Below are 18541 nucleotides of genomic sequence, written 5' to 3'. Positions count from 1 at the left end.
CTTATCTCACGCGACGGCGCGCTTGCGCAGCATCAGCCGCTGCAGGAAGCGGCGCAATGGCTCGTCATAGACGCGCGTGGCGATGTCGGCGATGACGATGACCGAAACCGCCATGACGATGCCGAACCAGGGATGATGCGCGAACGGGTCGATCGCTGCGGCCTTGCCCGCCCCGGCGATGATCATCAGCAGCGGCGTGTGGATGATGTAGATCGGGTAGGAAATCCGCCCCAGCCAGCCATAGAGGCCTGACAGGCGCGGCGCCGTCGGCGCAATAGTGCCGACCACCACCAGCGCCGGGAAAACAAAGACGACGCAGGCGAGATCGTAGGCGACGCGCGCGCCGCCGGCCGGCGCGATGGCAAAGACGATGAGCGTCAGCGCGATCGCACCCTCGACCCACCAGCCGCGCCGCAGGAAGCCGAGCCCGCTTTGATAGCGTGTCATGGACCGGCAAAGCAGCACGCCCAGGAAGAACGAGAAACAGACGCGCGGCAGGCCGCTGATGATGGTCGAGCCGGTCATGCCGAAGTCGAGCGTGCCGGCAATGATAGAGACGACCACCAGCAACACCAGGCTGACGGCGATGAGCGTGCTCAGCACGCGTTTCGTCAGCAGGAAGAAGACGGCGACATAGGCTATGTTGACGATCAGCTCGAAGAACAGCGACCACGACGCGGGGTTGAGCGGAAAGATCGTGTGATAGGCATCGCTGACCAGCGGGATGAAGAACATGCCGGTCGTCAGCATGGTGCCGATCTCGGAGATCGGCATGTATTCCGCCGGAATCAGCCGGTTCTTGACGACGAGATAGAAGAAACCGAGCAGCGTGCCGGCGAGGTAGAGCGGGTAGAGGCGTATCAGGCGGATCGCCAGGAACGTGCCGAAGCCCATGCCGTTTTCGATCTTGCGGTCATAGGCATGCGCGATGACGAAGCCGCTGAGCAGGAAGAACAGGTCGACCGCCAGATAGCTCGACGGCAGCACCTTGCCGGCGGCCAGGAACGGCGAGAAGTGGTAGAGCATGACGCTGATCGCCGCGACGCCGCGGATGGCATCGAGATTGAGGTAGACGTGGCGCGGTGCGGCGGGCTGCATGGAATGCCTTCAAGCGGTCGGAAAACGGAAGTTCCCGCCCGCACCCTGGCGCGAACGAGCCGAACTTGTTCCTCCCGCCTCCATCGCGCGGGCCTCGCCGAGCGAGCCCGAGCGCTAGAGCAATTCCGGGAAAAGTGGGAAACGGTTTCCGTCCGGAATTGCTCCAAACAAACAGGTTACTGGCTGGCCGTCGGCGCCAGCTTCACCTTGATAACGTCGCCCGGCAGCACCGGCGTATCTTCCTTGGCGTCGATCTCGCTGGTCTTGCCGTCGGTCACGCGCACCAGCGAATAGATGAGCGCCGGCTCTTCATTGTTGTTTGTGATGGCGGCGGTCGTGGCCGGGTCCGATGCCTGGGCCATCAAGCCCTGTTGCATGTTGACCCTGAGTGCGGCTTCGTTGAGGTCTGCTTCGACCTGCTGCCGGTCGGCGGCAAGTCTCGAGTTCAACGTGTTCTGGGCATCGATGGCATCCTGCGTCGCCTTGCTGACCGACTGCTTGGCGGTGAGGATCGCCGTCTCATAGTCCAGGATCTTGCCCTGCAGATCGGTGACCGACTGTTGCGAGGAAAGCAGGCGTGCGTTGGCGACCAGGCCCTTTTGCGCCAGCGGACCGATACTGTCCGCCTGCTGCTGCGCCAGGTCGACCTGTTTTTGCTGGTTGACGATCTTTTTCTGCAGCGCCTCGATTTCGGACTGCAGGACCCCTTTCAGATCGTCAAGCGCCTGCAGCTTCAGCTTCAACGCTTTCTGGTCGGAGATCAGGATCTGCATTTCGTCGGAGACGATTGTCGCCAGGCGCGGGTCGCCCTCGACTTCCTTAGGCGCCTCGAAACTCTCCTTGCCGGCGAGATCGGCATCGATGCGGGCACGCTTGACGATCAACCGCACGCGCTGGTCGTCATAAATGTCGAAATTGCCCTTGGCGGTGATCAGGTCCTTGCCGAGCTGGGTGCCGAAATCGGCGTTGCGCCGGATGCCGCCGGCGATGCTGATCGCCTTGAGCACGGTCAGCTCCGGCACATAGGGAAACTGGCCAGGCGTCTGGATCTCGCCCGAGATGTAGAACGGCCGGAACTGCACCATTTCCACCGAGGCTTCCGGCTTGTCCGACAAGGCAAGCTTGCGCTGCAGGGCGACGCTGATCGCGGCCGCAACCTCCGACGTGGTCTTGCCGGCGGCCGGCAGTTCGCCGACGAACGGCACCGACAAATTGCCGGCTGGACCGACCGAATATTCGCCGTTTACCGCCGACCAGTCACGGAACGTGCCTTCCACCGTCTGCCACTCGGCGACGCGGATGTTGAGCTTGTCTTGCGAGCCGAGCCGGTACTCGTCGGCCATGGCCGGAACCGCGAGCGACAGAGCGAGGCACGTGGCGACGAGCCGTGCCGGCCGCATCGGGCCGGCAAGGCGAAAATACGCTGATATGTCTGTTTTCAACTGAACGTTTCCGATCCGTTTTGGCCCCATCCGCCCGATAGACCTGCTGCCGAGTGCCTCCTTCGGAACCTGGCAGAATTATGGCTGCAATGCGAGACCGGCCCATCGCCGAATAGCTTTGGACCGGATTGGCTTCGGGCCGTACCGGCCCGATTGCTGACCAGTTGCGGTCGGTCAGTAGGAACCGCGCGACATCCACACCGCAGGCACGGTCTTGAGGATGATGCGAACGTCTTCGAACAGCGACCAGTTCTCGACATAGTGACGGTCGAACGCGACGCGGCTGTCATAGGAGACATCGTTGCGTCCGCTGACCTGCCAGAGCCCGGTCAGGCCCGGCCGCGACTTCAAATAATAGACCGCGGCGCTGCCGTAGATCTCAAGCTCGTCACGCACCACCGGGCGAGGCCCGACAAGGCTCATATCGCCCTGCAGGATGTTGATGATCTGCGGCAGCTCGTCGAGGCTGAGCTTGCGCAGAACGGCGCCGACGCGGGTGACGCGCGGATCGTTCTTCAGCTTGCGGGTCGCGATCCATTCGGCGTTGGCTTCCGGATTGGCCGCGAGATAGGCGGCCAGCACACGTTCGCCGTCTTCGACCATGGTGCGGAACTTGAGGCAGGGGAAAATCCGCCCACCGCGTCCGATGCGCTTGTGGCCGTAGAAGATCGAGCCGCCGTCGGAAAGCTTGACCAGAAGGGCCACCATCAGGAACAGCGGGCTAAGCGCCACCAGGCCGACAAGTGAACCGAAAATATCGAAACTGCGCTTCAGCAGCCCGCCGATGGGTGGCGGAAAATCTACGCCGACATGCGAAAATGCCGCATTGGCCGACTTGGCAACGTCCCTCATGCAAAAGCTCCATACGTTGAACGGATGGTTTATGCCACGATACCAAAAAAATGCTGCAGCGCAACACACAATTTCCCATATGGCTGAAATAGTCACGTCAGGAATTGACTAAATAATAAACGCTCCTTGCCCAAATTTTGCCCTTTATGGCGGGTTTGTGACGAATAATTAGCAACCCTAGGAAATGTAATGCCTTTTTTCGGCGGGTTTTGGGCAAATCGTCCTTTGCCGCAGAGGGAACGGCTCTAACTGATTTTCGAATCACTGGCTTTGCTAAATTAATCAAGTAAAATACTAATCAACATTGTAGATTCTACTGTAGTATAAAGCGCATGACGAGTTAGGTCACCACCCCTGCGTGTGCATCGCAGCATGGCGGAGTCCAAGCCGCCGCCAAGCCGAAAATTATTGCAGGTTGCCCTTGCCGTCAGTTTCGCGCCTTAATAGAGTCGCAAATTATTCCTGATAGAGTCTGGATGGGTTGGGAAGGCCGGAAGCAACCGGCCGAAAAAGAGCAGCTAAATAAGCTCGCATGGCGAATGGGGAGATACTCGGGTGGGTAAGTCATCGCTTTTGCATGCTCGGGCCGGTTGACGGGCCGCCGAACATGTCATTACCAAAATTCGTCATTGGAATGGTTTTCGCCCTCGCGATCGTGGTCGCGTGGTCCTATGTCGACGGCGCGACGGTCACCACAACGGTGCTTCGCGTCATCGGCTGCGCTGTCCTCATCCAAGTCGGTTATTTCCTGTTGGTGTATGTTATGATCGCCAGGAGCGCGCCGACATCGGCCGACAGGGCTCGCGACGCCGAAAGAAGCCTCGGCGCCGACAAGGCGGTTGAAGGCGAGAAGCTCTCGGCGAGGCGCAGCGTGCATTGAGCAGTCTGAAGCCGCAAGGTCGGCCTCGGATCATCTTGCTGCCGGACTCAGCCTGCTTCGGCCGGCTCGGGTTCCGATTGCTCGCCTGAAAGCATTTTCGACAGGCGGCTGCCGGCCTTCGCTTTCAACCTCTGATATTGCCCGACTTCGACGATTCGTCCGTTTTCGACTGCAACCACCCAGTCGGCGAAGGCGATCATCGATGGCCTGTGCGCAATGGTCAGGATCGTCATCGATCCGCGCAAGCCGTCGATCGACTTGGCGATCAGGGATTGGTTCTGCCAGTCGAGCGCGCTGGTCGCCTCGTCGAGAATGAGCAGCGAAGGTTTGCGCAGCAGCGCGCGCGCCAGCGCGATGCGCTGGCGTTCGCCGCCCGAGAGCCGGACGCCGCGGTCGCCGACCACCGTGTCGAGCCGCAACTCCAGCCGCTCGACGAAGTCGGCGCCATGCGCAGCGCGCAGTGCAGTCCACAGCTCCGCGTCACTGGCTTGCGGCGCGGCAAGGCGCAGATTGGCGGCGATCGTATCGTGCAGCAGGAACACGTCTTGCGGCACATACGCCACCTGGTCGCGCCAGCGCCGGCGGTTGGCCGCGCCGATCTCGACGCCATCGGCCAGGATTTTGCCCTCGCTCGGTTCGAGCAGGCCAAGCAGCATGTCGGCAAGCGTGCTCTTGCCCGAGCCTGACGGACCGATCAGCGCCGTTACCTTGCCGGCGGGAAGGCCAAACGTCACATCGCTCACCACCGGCTTGCCGCCGGCCTCATAGGCAAAGGAGACGTTGTGGATGTTGAGCCCGACATCGAGCGACAGCTTGGCATCCGATTCGAGGTTTGCCGGCTCGCGTTCGGCATCGAAACGCGCCTGCATGTCGCGCATCGAGGCATAGGCCGGCAGGTTGATCAGCACCTGCTGCGCCTGCATCTGCATGTCCATGAAACGCGGCGCGATGCGCATGAACACCAGAAGCAGGACAACGATCTCGGCCAGCGAGAGGTTGAAGCGGACCAAAGCGACATAGATGAACAGGCTCAGACCAATGACGCTGGCGACCTGGAACAGAGCGGTGCCGATGGTGCTGTTGCGCACATAGTTGATGTTGTCGGCCTTCATCTTCTCCAGCGTCGCGCGAAGCTGCGCGTAATAGGTCGCCTCGACATTCAGGCTCTTGGCGACCTTGATGCCGCCGAGGAACTCCGAGACCGTTCGGTACTGCTCCTGGCGATTGCTGGTCAAAACCCGGCCGAAGGCGCTGGCTCGTGCCCGAAACGGCTGCAGTGCCAGGAAGGTGACGATGCCGACGACAATGGCAAACGCCGTCATTACTGTCGAAATGAACAGCGAGACAACGAGATAACCCGCCAGAAGCACGGCGATCTGCACCAGCATCAGCAGCGAGAACGCCGCCGACTGCACGCGGTCGATATCGCCGGTCAGCGCATGGTCGAGATCGGAGCTGCGCATGCGCGCGAATATCCCCCACCGCGCCTTGCCGATGCTCTCGAACAGGTTCATGCGCAGGCGATTGATGAAGTCGAGCAGCAGCCGCGCCATGTAGACGGATTTATAGCGGTTGAACGCTGCCTGCAGCGCGACAAGCCCGACCAGCAGGCAAAGCACCGTGGTCAATTGCAGCGTTCCGTCCGGAGCCAGCCAGCGCACCCAGTCGCGGTCAGGCAACCTGACCGCGAAATTCTGCTCGGGTCGCCCGACCAGATGCAGCAGCGGCACCAGAAGCAGGATCGAGATGCCTTCGGTCAGGCTTCCCAGGATCAGGAACAGCAATGCCGTGAAGGTCCTGCGCCCGCCGATCCGGGCCATGGCGGCGCCGAAGCCGGCGACATCGCGGTAAAACGAAAAGCGCAGGATCTGCGATGCGGACATGTCAGTCACCGCGGCCCTTTGTCGGCCGCCAGATCGTTTTCGATCAGGGCGACGGCTTCGCCGATACGGTCGAGCCCGGTGGGCACTTCGAGGCGGCAGACGCCGATCTGGCTGGCCAGGGCGGCGCATTGGCGAAGATGTGTCGTGGCAAAATCGCCGACCAGGGCTGGACGGCCGAAACGCGTCACATAGGAAAATTTGATGATTGCCGGCAGGGCGCCGATGCCTGGCAGCGGCGTGATCGCTGCCTTGTCGCTGCGCTCGAGGATATAGATCCGGGTCGCCGGCACCGCGTCTGCCGCAAATCCGGCGTGCAGGCGGTGCTGCATCTTGTCGATCGCCGCATGCACCTGCGGGCGTATCTCTGCCTGGCGGATGGGAAACGCGGCGGCGGCATCGGCGGCGAGCTTCAACTGCGGAAAACCCGGAACGATCATCGGCCGGTCCGTGAGATCGAGCGCCACGACATCGTCGGTCAGCAATCGATGCCCGGCACGGATCATCGCGCTCGCCGTCGTCGATTTGCCGGCGCCCTTGTCGCCCATGAAGACAGCGCTCTTGCCGCCGACCGCAATGGCGCTGGCGTGCAGGATGAGCAGGCCGCGCTGGTGCAGGAGCAGTGCCATGACCGGACCGAGCAGCGGAAACGCCAGCAGCGCATCGTCGACATCGGGCGCCGGCTCCACCTCGATGCGGCAGGCATCGGTGATCAGGAAGGCGCCGACCGTCTGCCATGCCAAATATTGCTGCCGCGGCTCGAAACGGAAAGCAGTTCCGGTCTCGGGCGAGGGTTTTGGCAGGTCGATCGGGCCGACCGTGATCAGCACATCGACGCAAGCTGGTTCGCTCGGCTCTAGCTCAGGCAGTTCGACCTGCGAAGCGATCGTCAGCCCATAGGCTTTGTAGAAGTGCTGTGCGCGAGCAGCAATTGCATGGCGGTCATCAGCGGCAAGAGGCATGTTGGCCGGCATCATCAGTGGCTCCCGCGCTGTTGCACCTGCCGCAGCCACAACGATAGCGAAATCGAACGCCATACATACTGGACATCGGGCAAGGTCGCGGCCTCGGGTTGGCTGGAAATACGGCCATAGGCGGCGGTCACCTCAGGCAGGTTGACGTAAGGGGCAATCCGCGCCGCATCTTTCACCAGCACCTTGTCCAGGAGATCGCGGTGATTGCCCAGCATGCCTTTGACCAAATTGGAGGTGAAATCGATCTTGTCGCGCCGCCACTGCACCGCCGGGGGCAAAATTCCTTCCATGGCACGGCGCAACACCGAGCGGCCAAAGCCCTGGTTCAGCTTTTCCGCGCCGGGCAGTGCCAGGCAGAACTCGACCAGCGGCTTGTCCCAGAAGGGGTAGCGCGGCTCGACGCCGAAATTGGCGGCGGCCTTGTCGAGAACCTCGAAGGCGTGCGGCACCATGCCGTTCGACAGCAGCCAGCGATGGGTCAAGGTCTCGCTGGCGCTGACCGCGGGCGGCATATAGCCGGCCCTGCGGAACCGTTCGACGAGGTCGGTACGCATCGCCAGGTCCGGATTGATCAGGGCGCGCCAGCTCGTCGCCGGCCGCCCAGTGGGATGGCGCCGCAATTTGCCAAGCACGCGGTTCGCGAACCGCTTGATTCTCGCGATGCGCCAGGCCGGCCCGTAAAGGGTAAGGAACTGGTAGTAGAGGCCGAGCATGCCATCGCCATAGGTGTTGGAGGCGCTGCGCAGCTCGCGCCACAGCTCCATCCATTTGCCGGCATAGGCGAGTTCGTGCAGATGGCCGTGGCCCTGCGAAACCACCTCGTCGCCGCCATGGCCGTCCAGCAGCACCTTCATGCCCTTGCCGCCGGCGGTCCTGTAGATGTCGCGGGTCAGCGACAGGCCGGGCGCAAGAAACGTTTCTTCCTGCTCCTCCAGGATGCGGTCGAATTCGGCGAAGGGGGCATAATTGCCGACCGAAATCAAAGTGCCGTCGACCTTCTGCTGGCCCAGCACCGCCTCGATGAACGGACGCTCATCCATCGGCGAGCCCTTTTCGAACACCAGCGAGAAGGTCGGCAGCCTCGATCTTTGCTGGGCGGCATTCTGCAGGCCCGCCACGCAGGCGATCGAGGAGGAATCGAGGCCTCCGCTCAGCATAGCACCGACCGCAGGCGTGCCGCGCATGCGGTTGCGGACCGATTGCGAGAACAGATGCCGGAATTCCTCGGCCGTGTCCGATCGCATCGGCCTTGGCGAGGGTTCGATCTGCCAGTAGCGGCGCAGCACCACCTGGTTGCCGGTCACTGTCAGACTGTGGCGCGCCGGCAGGCGGAAGATATCGGCATAGGCTGTCGACTGCGGATCGTCGGGCAGCCCGGCCAGGAATCCCGAAATCTGGTGTTCGCTGATGCGCATGTCGACGCCGCCGGCATCGAGGATCGGCCCGATCTCCGAGGCAAAGACGAAGCGCCGGTCGCTCGAATGATAGTAGAACGGTTTGACGCCGAAATGGTCGCGCACGCAAAACAGCTGCCGGCGCTCGCCATCCCAGATGGCAAAGGCGAAGTCGCCTTGCAGATGCTCGGGGCAGGCTTCGCCCCAGCGCAGATAGGCGCTCATCACAAGCACGGCGTCGGCAACCGAATTGTCCCGGATGCCGAGCCTGGCCAAGAGTTCGTCGCGGTTGTCCAGCCGGCAATCCGCGGTGATTGCGAGCTTGCCGCCGGCCATGGTCAGCGGGCCGGGGCCGGCTTCATCGGTGGTGTTGAGCCAGGCGTGGCCAAGAACGACGCCCTCGTCGATCCACCACGAACTGCCGTCAGGCGCGCGATGCTGCATGCGGGCAAGCATGCGCTGGATGTCGGCCGCGGCGGCCTGCCTGCCTTCCTGCCTCAGCAGAATTCCGGCGACGCCGCTCATCGCTCACTGGCCGTGGTCGACGAGATGGTTAAACCTGCCAAGCGAGCCGCCGAGCACGATATGGTCGCCGCTGACCAGCCAGGCATGCGCCTTCAACTCGGTGCCGGTATCGCGCTCGATGCCGATGCGGATTTTTGAGGCGTTGCCCTGGCGGGCAAGCAAATATTGGCCGGAAAGCGCTTGGGTCAGACAGCTTGCGCCAGGCACCAGGCGGGCAGCCGCAGCCACGCCCCAGGCGACACGCCTGAGATCGCCGATGTCGGCTGGTTCGCGCGCGTCGAGCCGGGTCACCATGCGGCGCACTTTGTTGTAGGAAAGCAGCGTCAGCCCCAGCCGCACCGACACGACCACCGCAAGGCAGTGGGCGAGAAAGAGCATCTCCGGCCCGCTCAGTGAGAAAGCTCTAGACAAGTTCCTCATCATGGAGCCTCGCAAGCCCGGCGTCCGCCAAGCCCTTCAACAATCCATCGACATCGGCCTTGCAGCGTTCCGGATCGACATTGTAGCGATCCAGCACGGCGCTGCGGATTTCGGAAATCGGCCGCGGCTCCTGGATCAGCTCCCAGATATAGGCGCCGACGCCGTTCAGGCTGTAATAGATGTTGGACCTCATATCGAGCAGCGCTAGGCCGTTGCCGAATTCGCAGGCCACGGCATCCTTGCTCGCGCTCATCCGATCATGGTCCGTGGGGTTCCAGTCCATCCTAAACCTCGCTCACAACCAACGCTTCGGCAATTCCGGACAAAGACGCGAGAGCCGGGGTTTGACCCCCGACTCTCCTTAGTGCGCTCTGTTTGCAGAGTCCGGACTTTGTCACCCCAACGAGAGAATACTCAGGAGAAGGTGAGTTCGCCGACCGGCGTATGTGCCGGAAACGAGGCGTCGAGTGCCGTAGTACCGCTACCGCCTTGCGTGATGGTCTCGATCGAGCCGTGGACCGTCAGGCTAGGGGTTTCGTACTCATGCTTTTCAACATTCTGTTCCAATTTACTCTCCACTTGTGGACTGGAAGCGGCCTGTCGATTGCCGGCAGCGAGCTATTGCTGCACCGCAATAGCTGCATGGCAGCATTTATGAGTCAAGCCTGATTTACCAGCCGTTAATCAATTCTCGGTTGCGACTCCCTTCAATGGTGATCAAAGCGCTTTGCATTTTCACATCCCAGGAGAATTCAGCAGAGTGTCCGAGGCCATCAACTAAGTATCTGATTTAATTACGTTAAATTTTCCTTCGAATGCTCCTCACTTGGGCGCTGGCGCATTCCCACAAAATTGTTGCTGACGTACCCGCCACAAGCCCCGATCAGGCGGCGCCTTGCATCTCGTTGTAGGACTGTGTTGCGAAACGTTCAGGTTGCAGGAAAATTGGCGCCAAAGGAAAAACTGGACGCGGCGCATGAATTTGGCGATGCTTTGCTTCGCAGTTGCAATATAACGCGCCTGGCGAATTTTTTGCGGAGATGCTGCAGCATATGGCATTGCAGGAAGGGACCTTCGAAAGGTTGCGCGCCGCTGGCTGCGCCGACGAAGTGGCCTATGTGCAGGCTTGCCTGCGGCTGTTCTTCGCCTCCAGGGCGAGCCCCAGCGCCGCGCCTGCACCGGCCATCTCCGTTGCCGATGTTTGCGATATCGCCAGGCTGAACAAGGTCGCCACCTTCATGCTGAAGGCGCTGTCGCGCCCACCGGCGGGCGAGACGCCGCCGGGATTGCTCGAGTGGCTCGACACTTATCGCCGGCGCACGATTGCGATGAACTCGTCCGGCATCATGGATTCGATGGCCATCGACAAGGCGCTGCGCGGCAGCGGCATCGATTTCGTCTTCCTGAAGGGCCCCCTCCAGCAGCAACTGCTCTATGGCGACCATTTCATGAAGCCGTCCGGAGATGTCGACATATTGGTGTCGCCGGCCGGCTTCTTTAGAGCTCGCGATGCGCTGCGCTCGATCGGCTACGAGGTCGCCGGCAAGTCCCGCTCCGTCTGGTGGGTGCGCTTTCTGGGCGAGCAGCACATGGTTCGCAGCCAAGGTCGGAAATTGTCCACCGTCGATCTCCATTACCGGCTCCAGCAGCCGGGATCGCCCAGCCCGCGCGATACGGAAGGGTTCCTGCGCCGCAAGCGCGCGCTTGCGATCGCCGGCTCCAGCGTGCCGTTCATCTCGGCCTCCGACACTTTGCTTCTGTCCTGCATCAGTGTCGCAAAGGCGCTGTTCAACCGCGAGCCATGCGCGGGCTATGTCTGCGATATCCGGGCCGCTGCCGGTCGGCTGAGCGAGGCCGAGCAGCAGACTGTGCTCGACTACGCGGCCGAGCAGGGGCTGGCTGACACCCTGCTGCTGGGCCTGCGCGCCGCCGATGTGCTGCTTGGTGGCGCCGGCACGCTGCTGTCGGATCGGGCCACCAGGATCCTGTCACGCATCGGCAATGAAGACCTGTTCCACATGGTCATCGCGCCGTGGCTGTCGTCGCTCAGATGGCCGCAACGGCGCACCGTTTTGTGGGAATTGTGCGGCCGCGAACCTGTCCGCTACCTGACCGAGGCCGGCTGGGCCGCGTCAGCCGACCTCAGCCGGCGGATTTTCGAGCGGGAAAGCCGGTGACGATGAGGGTCGTCATGCAGCAGGCAGATAACGTTCCGTCCCGATCCGCTGGGGATGGATCGGGGGATGGATCTGGGTCCGGCGCCGCGCGCCGGGAGGGCGAGGGACCAATGCGACACTTTATGCAATCGAAAGGCCACCCTATGTCCATGACAGAATCCCGGGTCTGCGTGATCATCGCGGCGCGCAACGCGGCCCGGACCATTCCCGCAGCCATCGCCTCGGCGCTGCGCGAGCCGGAGGTGGCGGAAGTCGTTGTCGTCGACGACGCCTCCACCGACGACACCGCAAAAGTGGCCAGCGCTGCCGACGATGGCAGCGGTCGGCTTTCGGTCATCCGGCTCGACGTCAATCGCGGCCCGTCCTTCGCTCGCAATGCCGCCATTGCCGGGTCGAAATCGCCTTTCATCAGCATTCTCGACGCCGACGATTTCTTCCTTCAGGGACGGTTTCGCCAGCTGTTTGCCAGCACCGACTGGGATTTCGCCGCCGACAACATCATGCTGATCCGTGACGATACGGCGACCGACGTCTCTAAGATCGTCGCCCCGTCCTTTTCGGCGGACCCGGAATTCCTCGACTTCGAGCGGTTCATCGAGGGCAACATCTCCAGACGGCGTGTCCAGCGCGGCGAACTCGGCTTTCTCAAGCCGGTGATATCAAGAGCTTTCCTCGACAGGCATGGGCTGCGTTACGACGAGAACCTGCGTCTCGGCGAAGATTATGAACTGTACGCCCGCGCCTTTGCCCTTGGCGCACGCTTCAAGGTCATCCGTTCCTGCGGCTATGGCGCGATCGTGCGCGCCGATTCGCTGAGCGGGCGCCACAAGACACAGGATCTGAAGCGCCTCGCCGATGCGGATCTGGCACTGCTCAAGATCGACAGCCTGCCGGAAGGCTCCAAGGCCCTGCTGCGCAAGCACGAGCGGCATGTGCGTGACAAATACCGGCTGCGCAATTTTCTCGATGTGAAGGCCGAGCGCGGCATGGCGTCTGCCGCCGCCTACGCGCTGGCCAGCCAGTCGAACTTCATTCCCATCGTTGTCGGCGTGGCCGCCGACAAGCTCGATGCGTTGTTTCGCCACGCCGGTCTGCCCCCGCGGCAGCAGCCGGTGCCGCCCTTGCGCTTCCTCATGGCCGCTACCAGCACGGCGGCGCAAAAGTAGGCTCCGCCAAGTCCGGGACGGCGGCCGCAAGGCTGAAAAAATTGCCTTTCTGAAACTCGGAGGTTGCCTACACGCCCCGACGATGGCACTGTATGTTGCGGTGCAGCAATTTTGGAAGGCCAACCGGATGGCTTCAATTTTCGGCTTCAGGTCCAGGGACCCAGCGCGCGACAAGCAGACCGATCTGGCGCGTTTCGACCGTCTGGCAAAGCTGTTGGATCAGATCACGGCCGAGATTGCGGCCGAGAAGACCGGGTTGGAGGCCCGCTACCGGTCGAAGTCCACCAACGCGGCCTTCCTGGTCGAGTCGATGGAGAACGGCTCGGCGTCGGCAAGCAAGCTGTCGGAAGTCGGCGAGCTGACGAAGTCCATCCTGAACTGCGAACAGCGCATCGCCGAGCTGGTGCGCCAGACGAGCCGGATGAAGGAACTGCGTCATTCACTCGACGCGATCGTCGGCGAGGATGGCCAGAGTTCTGATTCGCACGGGGAATATGTCAAACCCGCAGGTCGCTTCGGCTGAACACGGTCACACGAGACACAGAAGAGAAAGTTCGGGGACGGAGGATCGGGATCGGCCCGTTAGCAATGTGGGCCAATCGGTGACTTTGGGTTGGGGCGGAACAGCACAAAGGTGAATTGATATGAACGCAGATCCGAAGACGACGCCCATGGCGGCAATCGATGCCATGATTTCAACGCGGCCAAATCGGCCAATGCGTCTTGTAAACCCAACGCGTCTTCTATCCGTTGGTGCGCTTCTGTTGGCGGCAGCCGCAGCTCTGCTCGGCGCCGCCCACCCCTCCCGCGCCCAGGACGCCTCCCCGGAGATGCAAAGCGCACCGTCCTTCGTCGACGATTTCAAGAGTTTCGATCGTTCGCGCTGGTATGTCTCCGACGGTTGGTCGAACGGCAATCACCAGAACTGCACCTGGTCGAAAAGCCTGGTAAAATTTTCCGACAACATGCTGACGCTCGGCTTCGAAAAGCGCAAACTGAAGGACCGCGAGTTCGCCTGCGCCGAGATCCAGACCAAGCAGCGCTTCGGATATGGGACCTATGAAGCACGGATGAAGACCGACACCGGATCCGGTCTCAACGCCGCTTTCTTCACCTATATCGGCCCTGCCGACAAACAGCCCTGGTATGAGATCGACTTCGAGGTGCTGACCAAGGATACATCCAAGGTGCAGGTCAACAGCTACATCGCCGGCAAGCCCAAGAACGAGAAGCTGGCCGAGGTCGAAGGCGGCGCCGACAAGGGCTTCAACGACTATGCCTTTATCTGGGAAAAGGACCGGCTGCGCTGGTACGTCAACGGCAAGCTGGTCCAGGAAGTGACCAATCCCGAGCAATTGCCGACCCACTCGCAGAAGATATTCTTCAGCCTCTGGGGCAGCGACACGCTGAAAAACTGGATGGGCGCCTTTTCGGACCCCGGCCGCCAGGTGACGATGCAGGTGCAGCGCGTGGCCTTCACCGCGCTCGGCCAGCCGTGCCAGTTTCCGGAATCGCTGGCATGCAGTGTAAGCAGCATAAAGTAATCTGAACCGGCCCGGCCATATAAGGCCAAAGGGCGTGAACAGGAATTAACCCGAATGAATTTGACGGTCTTTGGAATTGGCTATGTCGGTCTCGTGCAGGCTGCGGTGCTGGCTGAGGTCGGGCACCAGGTGGTGTGCGTCGATGTCGATGAAAAGAAGGTCGAGCGGCTCAACCAGGGCCTGGTGCCGATTTTCGAACCGGGACTGGAGGCCCTGGTCAAGGAGAACCACGCAGCCGGCCGGATCAAGTTCACCACCGATGCCGCCGCCGGCGTCAAGCATGGCGAGATCCAGATGATTGCGGTCGGCACGCCACCCGGCGAGGACGGTTCGGCCGACCTCAAATATGTGCTGGCGGTGGCCGAGACCATCGGCCGCGAGATGGACAGTCCCAAGATCGTCGTCGGCAAGTCGACCGTGCCGGTCGGCACCTGCGAAAAGGTGAAGGCCAAAATCGCCGAGACGCTGAAGGCGCGCGGGCGCCAGGACCTGGCTTTCGACGTCGCTTCCAATCCTGAGTTCCTCAAGGAAGGTTCCGCCGTCGCCGACTGCATGAAGCCCGACCGCATTATCGTCGGCACCAACAGCGAGGACACCGAGGCGGTGATGCGCGAGCTCTACGCGCCGTTCAACCGCAACCACGAGAAGATGATCGTGATGGACGTGCGCAGCGCCGAATTCACGAAATACGCCGCCAACTGCATGCTGGCGACCAAGATCTCCTTCATGAACGAGATGGCCAATCTGGCCGAGCAACTCGGCGCCGACATCGAGGAGGTGCGCAAGGGCATCGGCTCGGATCCGCGCATCGGCTATCACTTCATCTATCCCGGCCTCGGCTATGGCGGTTCGTGCTTTCCCAAGGATGTCCGCGCGCTGATCAAGACAGCCGAAGGCGTCAAGTTCGACGCCAAGCTGCTGCGCGCCGTGGAGGAGCGCAACAATGCCCAGAAGTCGGTGCTGTTCGACAAGGTGCACCGTTATTTCAAGGGCAGTCTCAAGGGCAAGACCTTCGCGCTCTGGGGCCTCGCCTTCAAGCCCAACACCGACGACATGCGCGAGGCGCCGGCGCGCGTCCTGATGGAGGCGCTGTGGCAGGCCGGCGCCAATGTGCAGGCCTACGACCCCGAGGCGATGCAGGAATGCCAGGCCATCTACGGCCTGCGCGACGACCTTTTGTTGTGCGGCACCAAGGAGGCGGCGTTGCGCGGCGCCGACGCGTTGCTGATCGCCACCGAGTGGAAGAGTTTCCGCGCCCCGTCCTTCGACGCGGTGAAGGATGCCCTGACCACGCCGGTCATCTTCGATGGCCGCAACCTCTATGATCCCAAGGTCATCGCCCGTCACGGCATCGAGTATTTCTCGATCGGCAGGATGGCGGCGTGAAGGCAGGGCGGCACAACGCGGAGCCAGGTTCATGAAAGTTCTGTTTGCAGGCGGCACCGGCTACACGCCGCAATTCAGCGGGGGCGTCCAGTCGAGCACCCACCACCTGGTCGAGCAATTGCGCGAAAACGGTCACGAGGCATCCGTTCTGGCAGCCCTGTTCGGCGACGGCATGTTCGGCTTCAGGGCGCGCGCCAAGATGAAGCTCCTTCGTCAGCGCGCGGTCATCGACAATTTCCCGGGCTATCCGGTTGTACGGGCGTGGTTCCCCTGGGAAGCGGCCGACTTCGCCGTCAAAAAGTTGAGGCCGGATGTCGCGGTCGTGCAGTGCCACAATTCGGTGCCGATCGGCAGAGAGTTGCAGAGGCTTGGCGTGCCGCTGACCGTCTATCTGAGGAATGTCGAATTCGACGAATTGGCCGGCGATCTGCGTGAGCTCCATTCGGCGGTCTATATCGCCAACTCCGAGTTCACCGCGCGCGCCTATAAGGCAAAATTCGATATCGATTCGACGGTTATTCCGCCGACCATCAATCCCGCGTTCTACTGCACACCGACGACCGGTGAATTTGTCACGCTCATCAATCCATATGAGGAAAAAGGCTTCGATCTTGCGGTGCGCATTGCCGCCGCCTGTCCCGAGATCCCGTTCCTGTTCGTCGAAAGCTGGAAGCTCGACGACGATCATCGAGCCCGGATCGAAGCAACAATCTCTCCCCTCCAGAACGTCAAGCTGGAAAGCCGCACCAGCGACATGAAGACGGTCTACGGCCGCACGAAAATCCTGCTTGCGCCCAGCAAATGGGAAGAAGCCTGGGGCCGGGTGGCCTCGGAAGCGCATTGTAGTGGCATTCCCGTGGTCGGCTCGCGGCGCGGCGGTCTGCCGGAAGCGATCGGCGCCGGCGGCGTGGTACTGGACTACGACGCCCCGCTCGCCGACTGGGTCGCAACGGTCAGGCGGCTGTGGAGCGACGAGGCCGAGTACAAGCGGCTGTCAGCGACAGCACGTCAGTTTTCGGAGCGGCGGCAAATGAACCCCGACAGCCAGTTCGCAACGTTCATGGGCGTTCTCGACCGCGCAAGACGTGTCGGTTTGGAGCGCGCAGCCTAAACGCGTCGTGTTGCAGTTCAGCTGAGACGCTGCACGACCGTGGTCGCGCAAAGTTCCCGTTAGCCAGGTCCAGGCGTCGTGCGCCCGTCCGGATCACTTTTAATTGCTGCAGTGCAATATCTTGTGGCACTGCAGCAATCAACGTGTATTCTGCCTGTCTACATTAGGGCTTGTGCGATATGGACCGCTTGGTCCGAGCAAGCCCCAACCTTATGGGCGGGTCATGCGCGTGGGCTTTGTCGTCGGCGAATTCCCTCTGCTTTCGGAAACCTTCGTCGTGGACCAGATGGCTGGGCTGCTGGCGCGGGGCTTTCAGGTCGAAGTGGTCTGCGAAAAGATGCAAGGTGACCACCGAATTGACCGGCAAAGCGAGCCGATGGCGACGCTGCTCGCCAGAACCCGACATTGGTGGCGATGGGCCGCTGTAATCAGCAAATTTGTACAGCGTCTGCCGCCGCGTCTGCGATACAAGGCCTCGACCGTTCTCGACATCGCCTTTGCACGCCGCCTGAACCGCTGCGACGTGATTGTCGCCCACTTCGGACAGAACGGCGAGAGAGCAGCCGCACTGAAGAAATGGAAGGTGCTCAAACCACCGATCATAACCATCTTTCACGGCGCGGACGTGGCGATCCCGGCGCGGCAGGCAGTGCTCGCGACACAATATGCCGGGCTGACCAAGCATGGGACCCTGAACCTGCCCGTCAACGATTACTTCCGCACGATGCTGCTGGAAGCCGGCCTGTCCCAGGCGAGCACGACGGTCCACCATATGGGAATTGACACCCGCGAAATCGGCTATCGCTGGGAATCGTGGGAAGGCACCCAACTGGTCGTGACGACGGTTTGCCGCCTGGTCGAAAAGAAAGGCGTCGAGTTCGCCTTGCGAGCCCTGGCCTCCCTCAAGGCCTCCCAGCCGCAGCTAGACTGGCGTTACGACATTGTTGGCGACGGTCCTCTGCGGATGAATCTGGAGAGGCTGGCCGTAGAGCTGGGCTTGGCTGGTCGCGTAACATTCCTCGGCAGCCTCCCTCACGCAGAGGTGAAAAGACGGCTTCGCATGGCGCATCTCTTTTTGCTGCCAAGTATCACTGCCAGCGACGGGGATATGGAAGGCATTCCGGTCGCGCTCATGGAGGCCATGGCCGCCGGATTGATTGCGGTCAGCACGTATCATTCGGGAATCCCGGAGCTCATCAAGGATGGGAAGACGGGGTTGCTTACGCCCGAGCGAGATATTTCAGCGCTTGCCGGCAAGCTTGCCTGGGCCGGGGAGCACCCGACCGAATGCGAGCGTATCGCGCTTGCCGCACGCCGCAAAGTCGAGGACGACTTCAACGCAGATGTTCTGAATGAACGTTTTGCGCAGATCGTTACCCAACTGGCCACATCGAGCCCTGCGCATGAACCTGCCGGTCATGTCGGGGTTTCCGAGGGCCTGGCGGATCCTTCATCTGCCGGCTGACACTGCTGCTCTGCGTTTGATCGGCAGACACGCCAAGCCGAGGGAAATCTTGCTACAGTGCACCAAAAATGTTGCAGTGCAGCAAGACCTATACTAACGTCCCTGCGGGTGGGCCAACAGCGGTAGAGTTCCATGCTGCATGTCTTGTGCCTCCGGCACCCTGTTTTCGGCCCGGCTTTTGTCAAGGGCACACCGGCTCTCCGCACGAGCGCATCCTGCCGATGAAG

General features: G+C 61.8%; 17 protein-coding genes. 8 read left to right on the top strand and 9 right to left on the bottom strand.

The genetic code is table 11. The features are described 5' to 3' along the window. Positions 1-6 precede the first annotated feature (6 nt). From NLY42_RS04610 to NLY42_RS04600, 3 genes are all read right to left on the bottom strand, one after another. Positions 7-1098, bottom strand: coding sequence for an acyltransferase family protein (locus tag NLY42_RS04610; RefSeq protein WP_023755598.1), 1092 nt, complete (start codon positions 1096-1098; stop codon positions 7-9). Positions 1099-1274: 176 nt separating this feature from the next. Continuing rightward, complete coding sequence (locus NLY42_RS04605; protein ID WP_032896262.1) at positions 1275-2498, bottom strand: polysaccharide biosynthesis/export family protein; 1224 nt, start codon at positions 2496-2498, stop codon at positions 1275-1277. A 216-nt stretch (positions 2499-2714) separates the two neighbouring features. Then, positions 2715-3392 carry a sugar transferase gene (locus NLY42_RS04600; RefSeq protein ID WP_023668816.1) on the bottom strand — a complete coding sequence of 226 codons (678 nt, stop codon included), beginning with the start codon at positions 3390-3392 and terminating at the stop codon, positions 2715-2717. A 607-nt stretch (positions 3393-3999) separates the two neighbouring features. On the opposite strand from NLY42_RS04600, the gene NLY42_RS04595 reads away from it, so the two are divergent. Further along, positions 4000-4272, top strand: coding sequence for an exopolysaccharide production repressor protein (locus tag NLY42_RS04595; protein WP_023711266.1), 273 nt, complete (start codon positions 4000-4002; stop codon positions 4270-4272). A gap of 47 nt (positions 4273-4319) precedes the next feature. On the opposite strand, the gene NLY42_RS04590 is transcribed toward NLY42_RS04595, so the two are convergent. The 6 genes from NLY42_RS04590 to NLY42_RS04565 form a co-directional block, all read right to left on the bottom strand. Further along, positions 4320-6155: an ABC transporter ATP-binding protein gene (locus NLY42_RS04590; protein ID WP_023755599.1), complete on the bottom strand. Its 1836-nt coding sequence runs from the start codon at positions 6153-6155 to the stop codon at positions 4320-4322. Between the two features lie 5 nt (positions 6156-6160). Further along, positions 6161-7129: a phosphoenolpyruvate carboxykinase (ATP) gene (locus NLY42_RS04585; protein ID WP_023715553.1), complete on the bottom strand. Its 969-nt coding sequence runs from the start codon at positions 7127-7129 to the stop codon at positions 6161-6163. Continuing rightward, the gene (locus NLY42_RS04580; protein ID WP_023711263.1) at positions 7129-9045 is read right to left on the bottom strand and encodes a lasso peptide isopeptide bond-forming cyclase; all 1917 of its coding nucleotides are present in this window, start codon (positions 9043-9045) and stop codon (positions 7129-7131) included. The genes NLY42_RS04585 and NLY42_RS04580 overlap by 1 nt, the downstream gene beginning before the upstream one ends. A 3-nt stretch (positions 9046-9048) precedes the next feature. After that, positions 9049-9423, bottom strand: a complete 375-nt coding sequence (locus NLY42_RS04575) for a lasso peptide biosynthesis B2 protein (protein WP_245263585.1) — start codon at positions 9421-9423, stop codon at positions 9049-9051. 25 nt (positions 9424-9448) lie between these two features. Next, complete coding sequence (locus tag NLY42_RS04570; RefSeq protein WP_245261370.1) at positions 9449-9718, bottom strand: PqqD family protein; 270 nt, start codon at positions 9716-9718, stop codon at positions 9449-9451. A 161-nt stretch (positions 9719-9879) separates the two neighbouring features. Continuing rightward, positions 9880-10032, bottom strand: a complete 153-nt coding sequence (locus tag NLY42_RS04565; RefSeq protein ID WP_023684233.1) for a lasso RiPP family leader peptide-containing protein — start codon at positions 10030-10032, stop codon at positions 9880-9882. Between the two features lie 485 nt (positions 10033-10517). On the opposite strand from NLY42_RS04565, the gene NLY42_RS04560 reads away from it, so the two are divergent. From NLY42_RS04560 to NLY42_RS04530, 7 genes are all read left to right on the top strand, one after another. Next, positions 10518-11642 (top strand): nucleotidyltransferase family protein, encoded by a 1125-nt coding sequence (locus NLY42_RS04560; RefSeq protein ID WP_023711260.1) that lies wholly within the window; start codon positions 10518-10520, stop codon positions 11640-11642. Between the two features lie 143 nt (positions 11643-11785). Then, entirely contained in the window at positions 11786-12808 is a 1023-nt protein-coding gene (locus NLY42_RS04555; RefSeq protein WP_023742531.1) for a glycosyltransferase family 2 protein, read from the top strand. Between the two features lie 214 nt (positions 12809-13022). After that, positions 13023-13331 (top strand): hypothetical protein, encoded by a 309-nt coding sequence (locus NLY42_RS04550; RefSeq protein WP_488494595.1) that lies wholly within the window; start codon positions 13023-13025, stop codon positions 13329-13331. 121 nt (positions 13332-13452) lie between these two features. Beyond that, positions 13453-14352, top strand: a complete 900-nt coding sequence (gene exoK, locus NLY42_RS04545; RefSeq protein ID WP_023668806.1) for an endo-1,3-1,4-beta-glycanase ExoK — start codon at positions 13453-13455, stop codon at positions 14350-14352. A 54-nt stretch (positions 14353-14406) separates the two neighbouring features. Further along, positions 14407-15738, top strand: coding sequence for a UDP-glucose dehydrogenase family protein (locus NLY42_RS04540; protein WP_023755600.1), 1332 nt, complete (start codon positions 14407-14409; stop codon positions 15736-15738). 31 nt (positions 15739-15769) lie between these two features. Next, positions 15770-16849, top strand: coding sequence for a glycosyltransferase (locus NLY42_RS04535; protein ID WP_023696968.1), 1080 nt, complete (start codon positions 15770-15772; stop codon positions 16847-16849). A 223-nt stretch (positions 16850-17072) separates the two neighbouring features. Continuing rightward, the gene (locus NLY42_RS04530) at positions 17073-18314 is read left to right on the top strand and encodes a glycosyltransferase (RefSeq protein WP_023755601.1); all 1242 of its coding nucleotides are present in this window, start codon (positions 17073-17075) and stop codon (positions 18312-18314) included. Positions 18315-18541 lie beyond the last annotated feature (227 nt).

This window comes from Mesorhizobium sp. C372A, from assembly GCF_030323245.1.
GTDB lineage: Bacteria > Pseudomonadota > Alphaproteobacteria > Rhizobiales > Rhizobiaceae > Mesorhizobium.
The sequence above is the reverse complement of the archived record's forward strand: the minus strand, read 5'-3'. Positions and strand labels throughout refer to the sequence as shown.

Coding starts and splice junctions, on each gene's coding strand:
- NLY42_RS04610 (WP_023755598.1), bottom strand. CDS start 1,098: ATGCAGCCCGCCGCACCGCGCCACGTCTACCTCAATCTCGATGCCATC.
- NLY42_RS04605 (WP_032896262.1), bottom strand. CDS start 2,498: ATGCGGCCGGCACGGCTCGTCGCCACGTGCCTCGCTCTGTCGCTCGCG.
- NLY42_RS04600 (WP_023668816.1), bottom strand. CDS start 3,392: ATGAGGGACGTTGCCAAGTCGGCCAATGCGGCATTTTCGCATGTCGGC.
- NLY42_RS04595 (WP_023711266.1), top strand. CDS start 4,000: ATGTCATTACCAAAATTCGTCATTGGAATGGTTTTCGCCCTCGCGATC.
- NLY42_RS04590 (WP_023755599.1), bottom strand. CDS start 6,155: ATGTCCGCATCGCAGATCCTGCGCTTTTCGTTTTACCGCGATGTCGCC.
- NLY42_RS04585 (WP_023715553.1), bottom strand. CDS start 7,129: ATGATGCCGGCCAACATGCCTCTTGCCGCTGATGACCGCCATGCAATT.
- NLY42_RS04580 (WP_023711263.1), bottom strand. CDS start 9,045: ATGAGCGGCGTCGCCGGAATTCTGCTGAGGCAGGAAGGCAGGCAGGCC.
- NLY42_RS04575 (WP_245263585.1), bottom strand. CDS start 9,423: ATGCTCTTTCTCGCCCACTGCCTTGCGGTGGTCGTGTCGGTGCGGCTG.
- NLY42_RS04570 (WP_245261370.1), bottom strand. CDS start 9,718: ATGAGCGCGAGCAAGGATGCCGTGGCCTGCGAATTCGGCAACGGCCTA.
- NLY42_RS04560 (WP_023711260.1), top strand. CDS start 10,518: ATGGCATTGCAGGAAGGGACCTTCGAAAGGTTGCGCGCCGCTGGCTGC.
- NLY42_RS04555 (WP_023742531.1), top strand. CDS start 11,786: ATGTCCATGACAGAATCCCGGGTCTGCGTGATCATCGCGGCGCGCAAC.
- exoK (WP_023668806.1), top strand. CDS start 13,453: ATGAACGCAGATCCGAAGACGACGCCCATGGCGGCAATCGATGCCATG.
- NLY42_RS04540 (WP_023755600.1), top strand. CDS start 14,407: ATGAATTTGACGGTCTTTGGAATTGGCTATGTCGGTCTCGTGCAGGCT.
- NLY42_RS04535 (WP_023696968.1), top strand. CDS start 15,770: ATGAAAGTTCTGTTTGCAGGCGGCACCGGCTACACGCCGCAATTCAGC.
- NLY42_RS04530 (WP_023755601.1), top strand. CDS start 17,073: ATGCGCGTGGGCTTTGTCGTCGGCGAATTCCCTCTGCTTTCGGAAACC.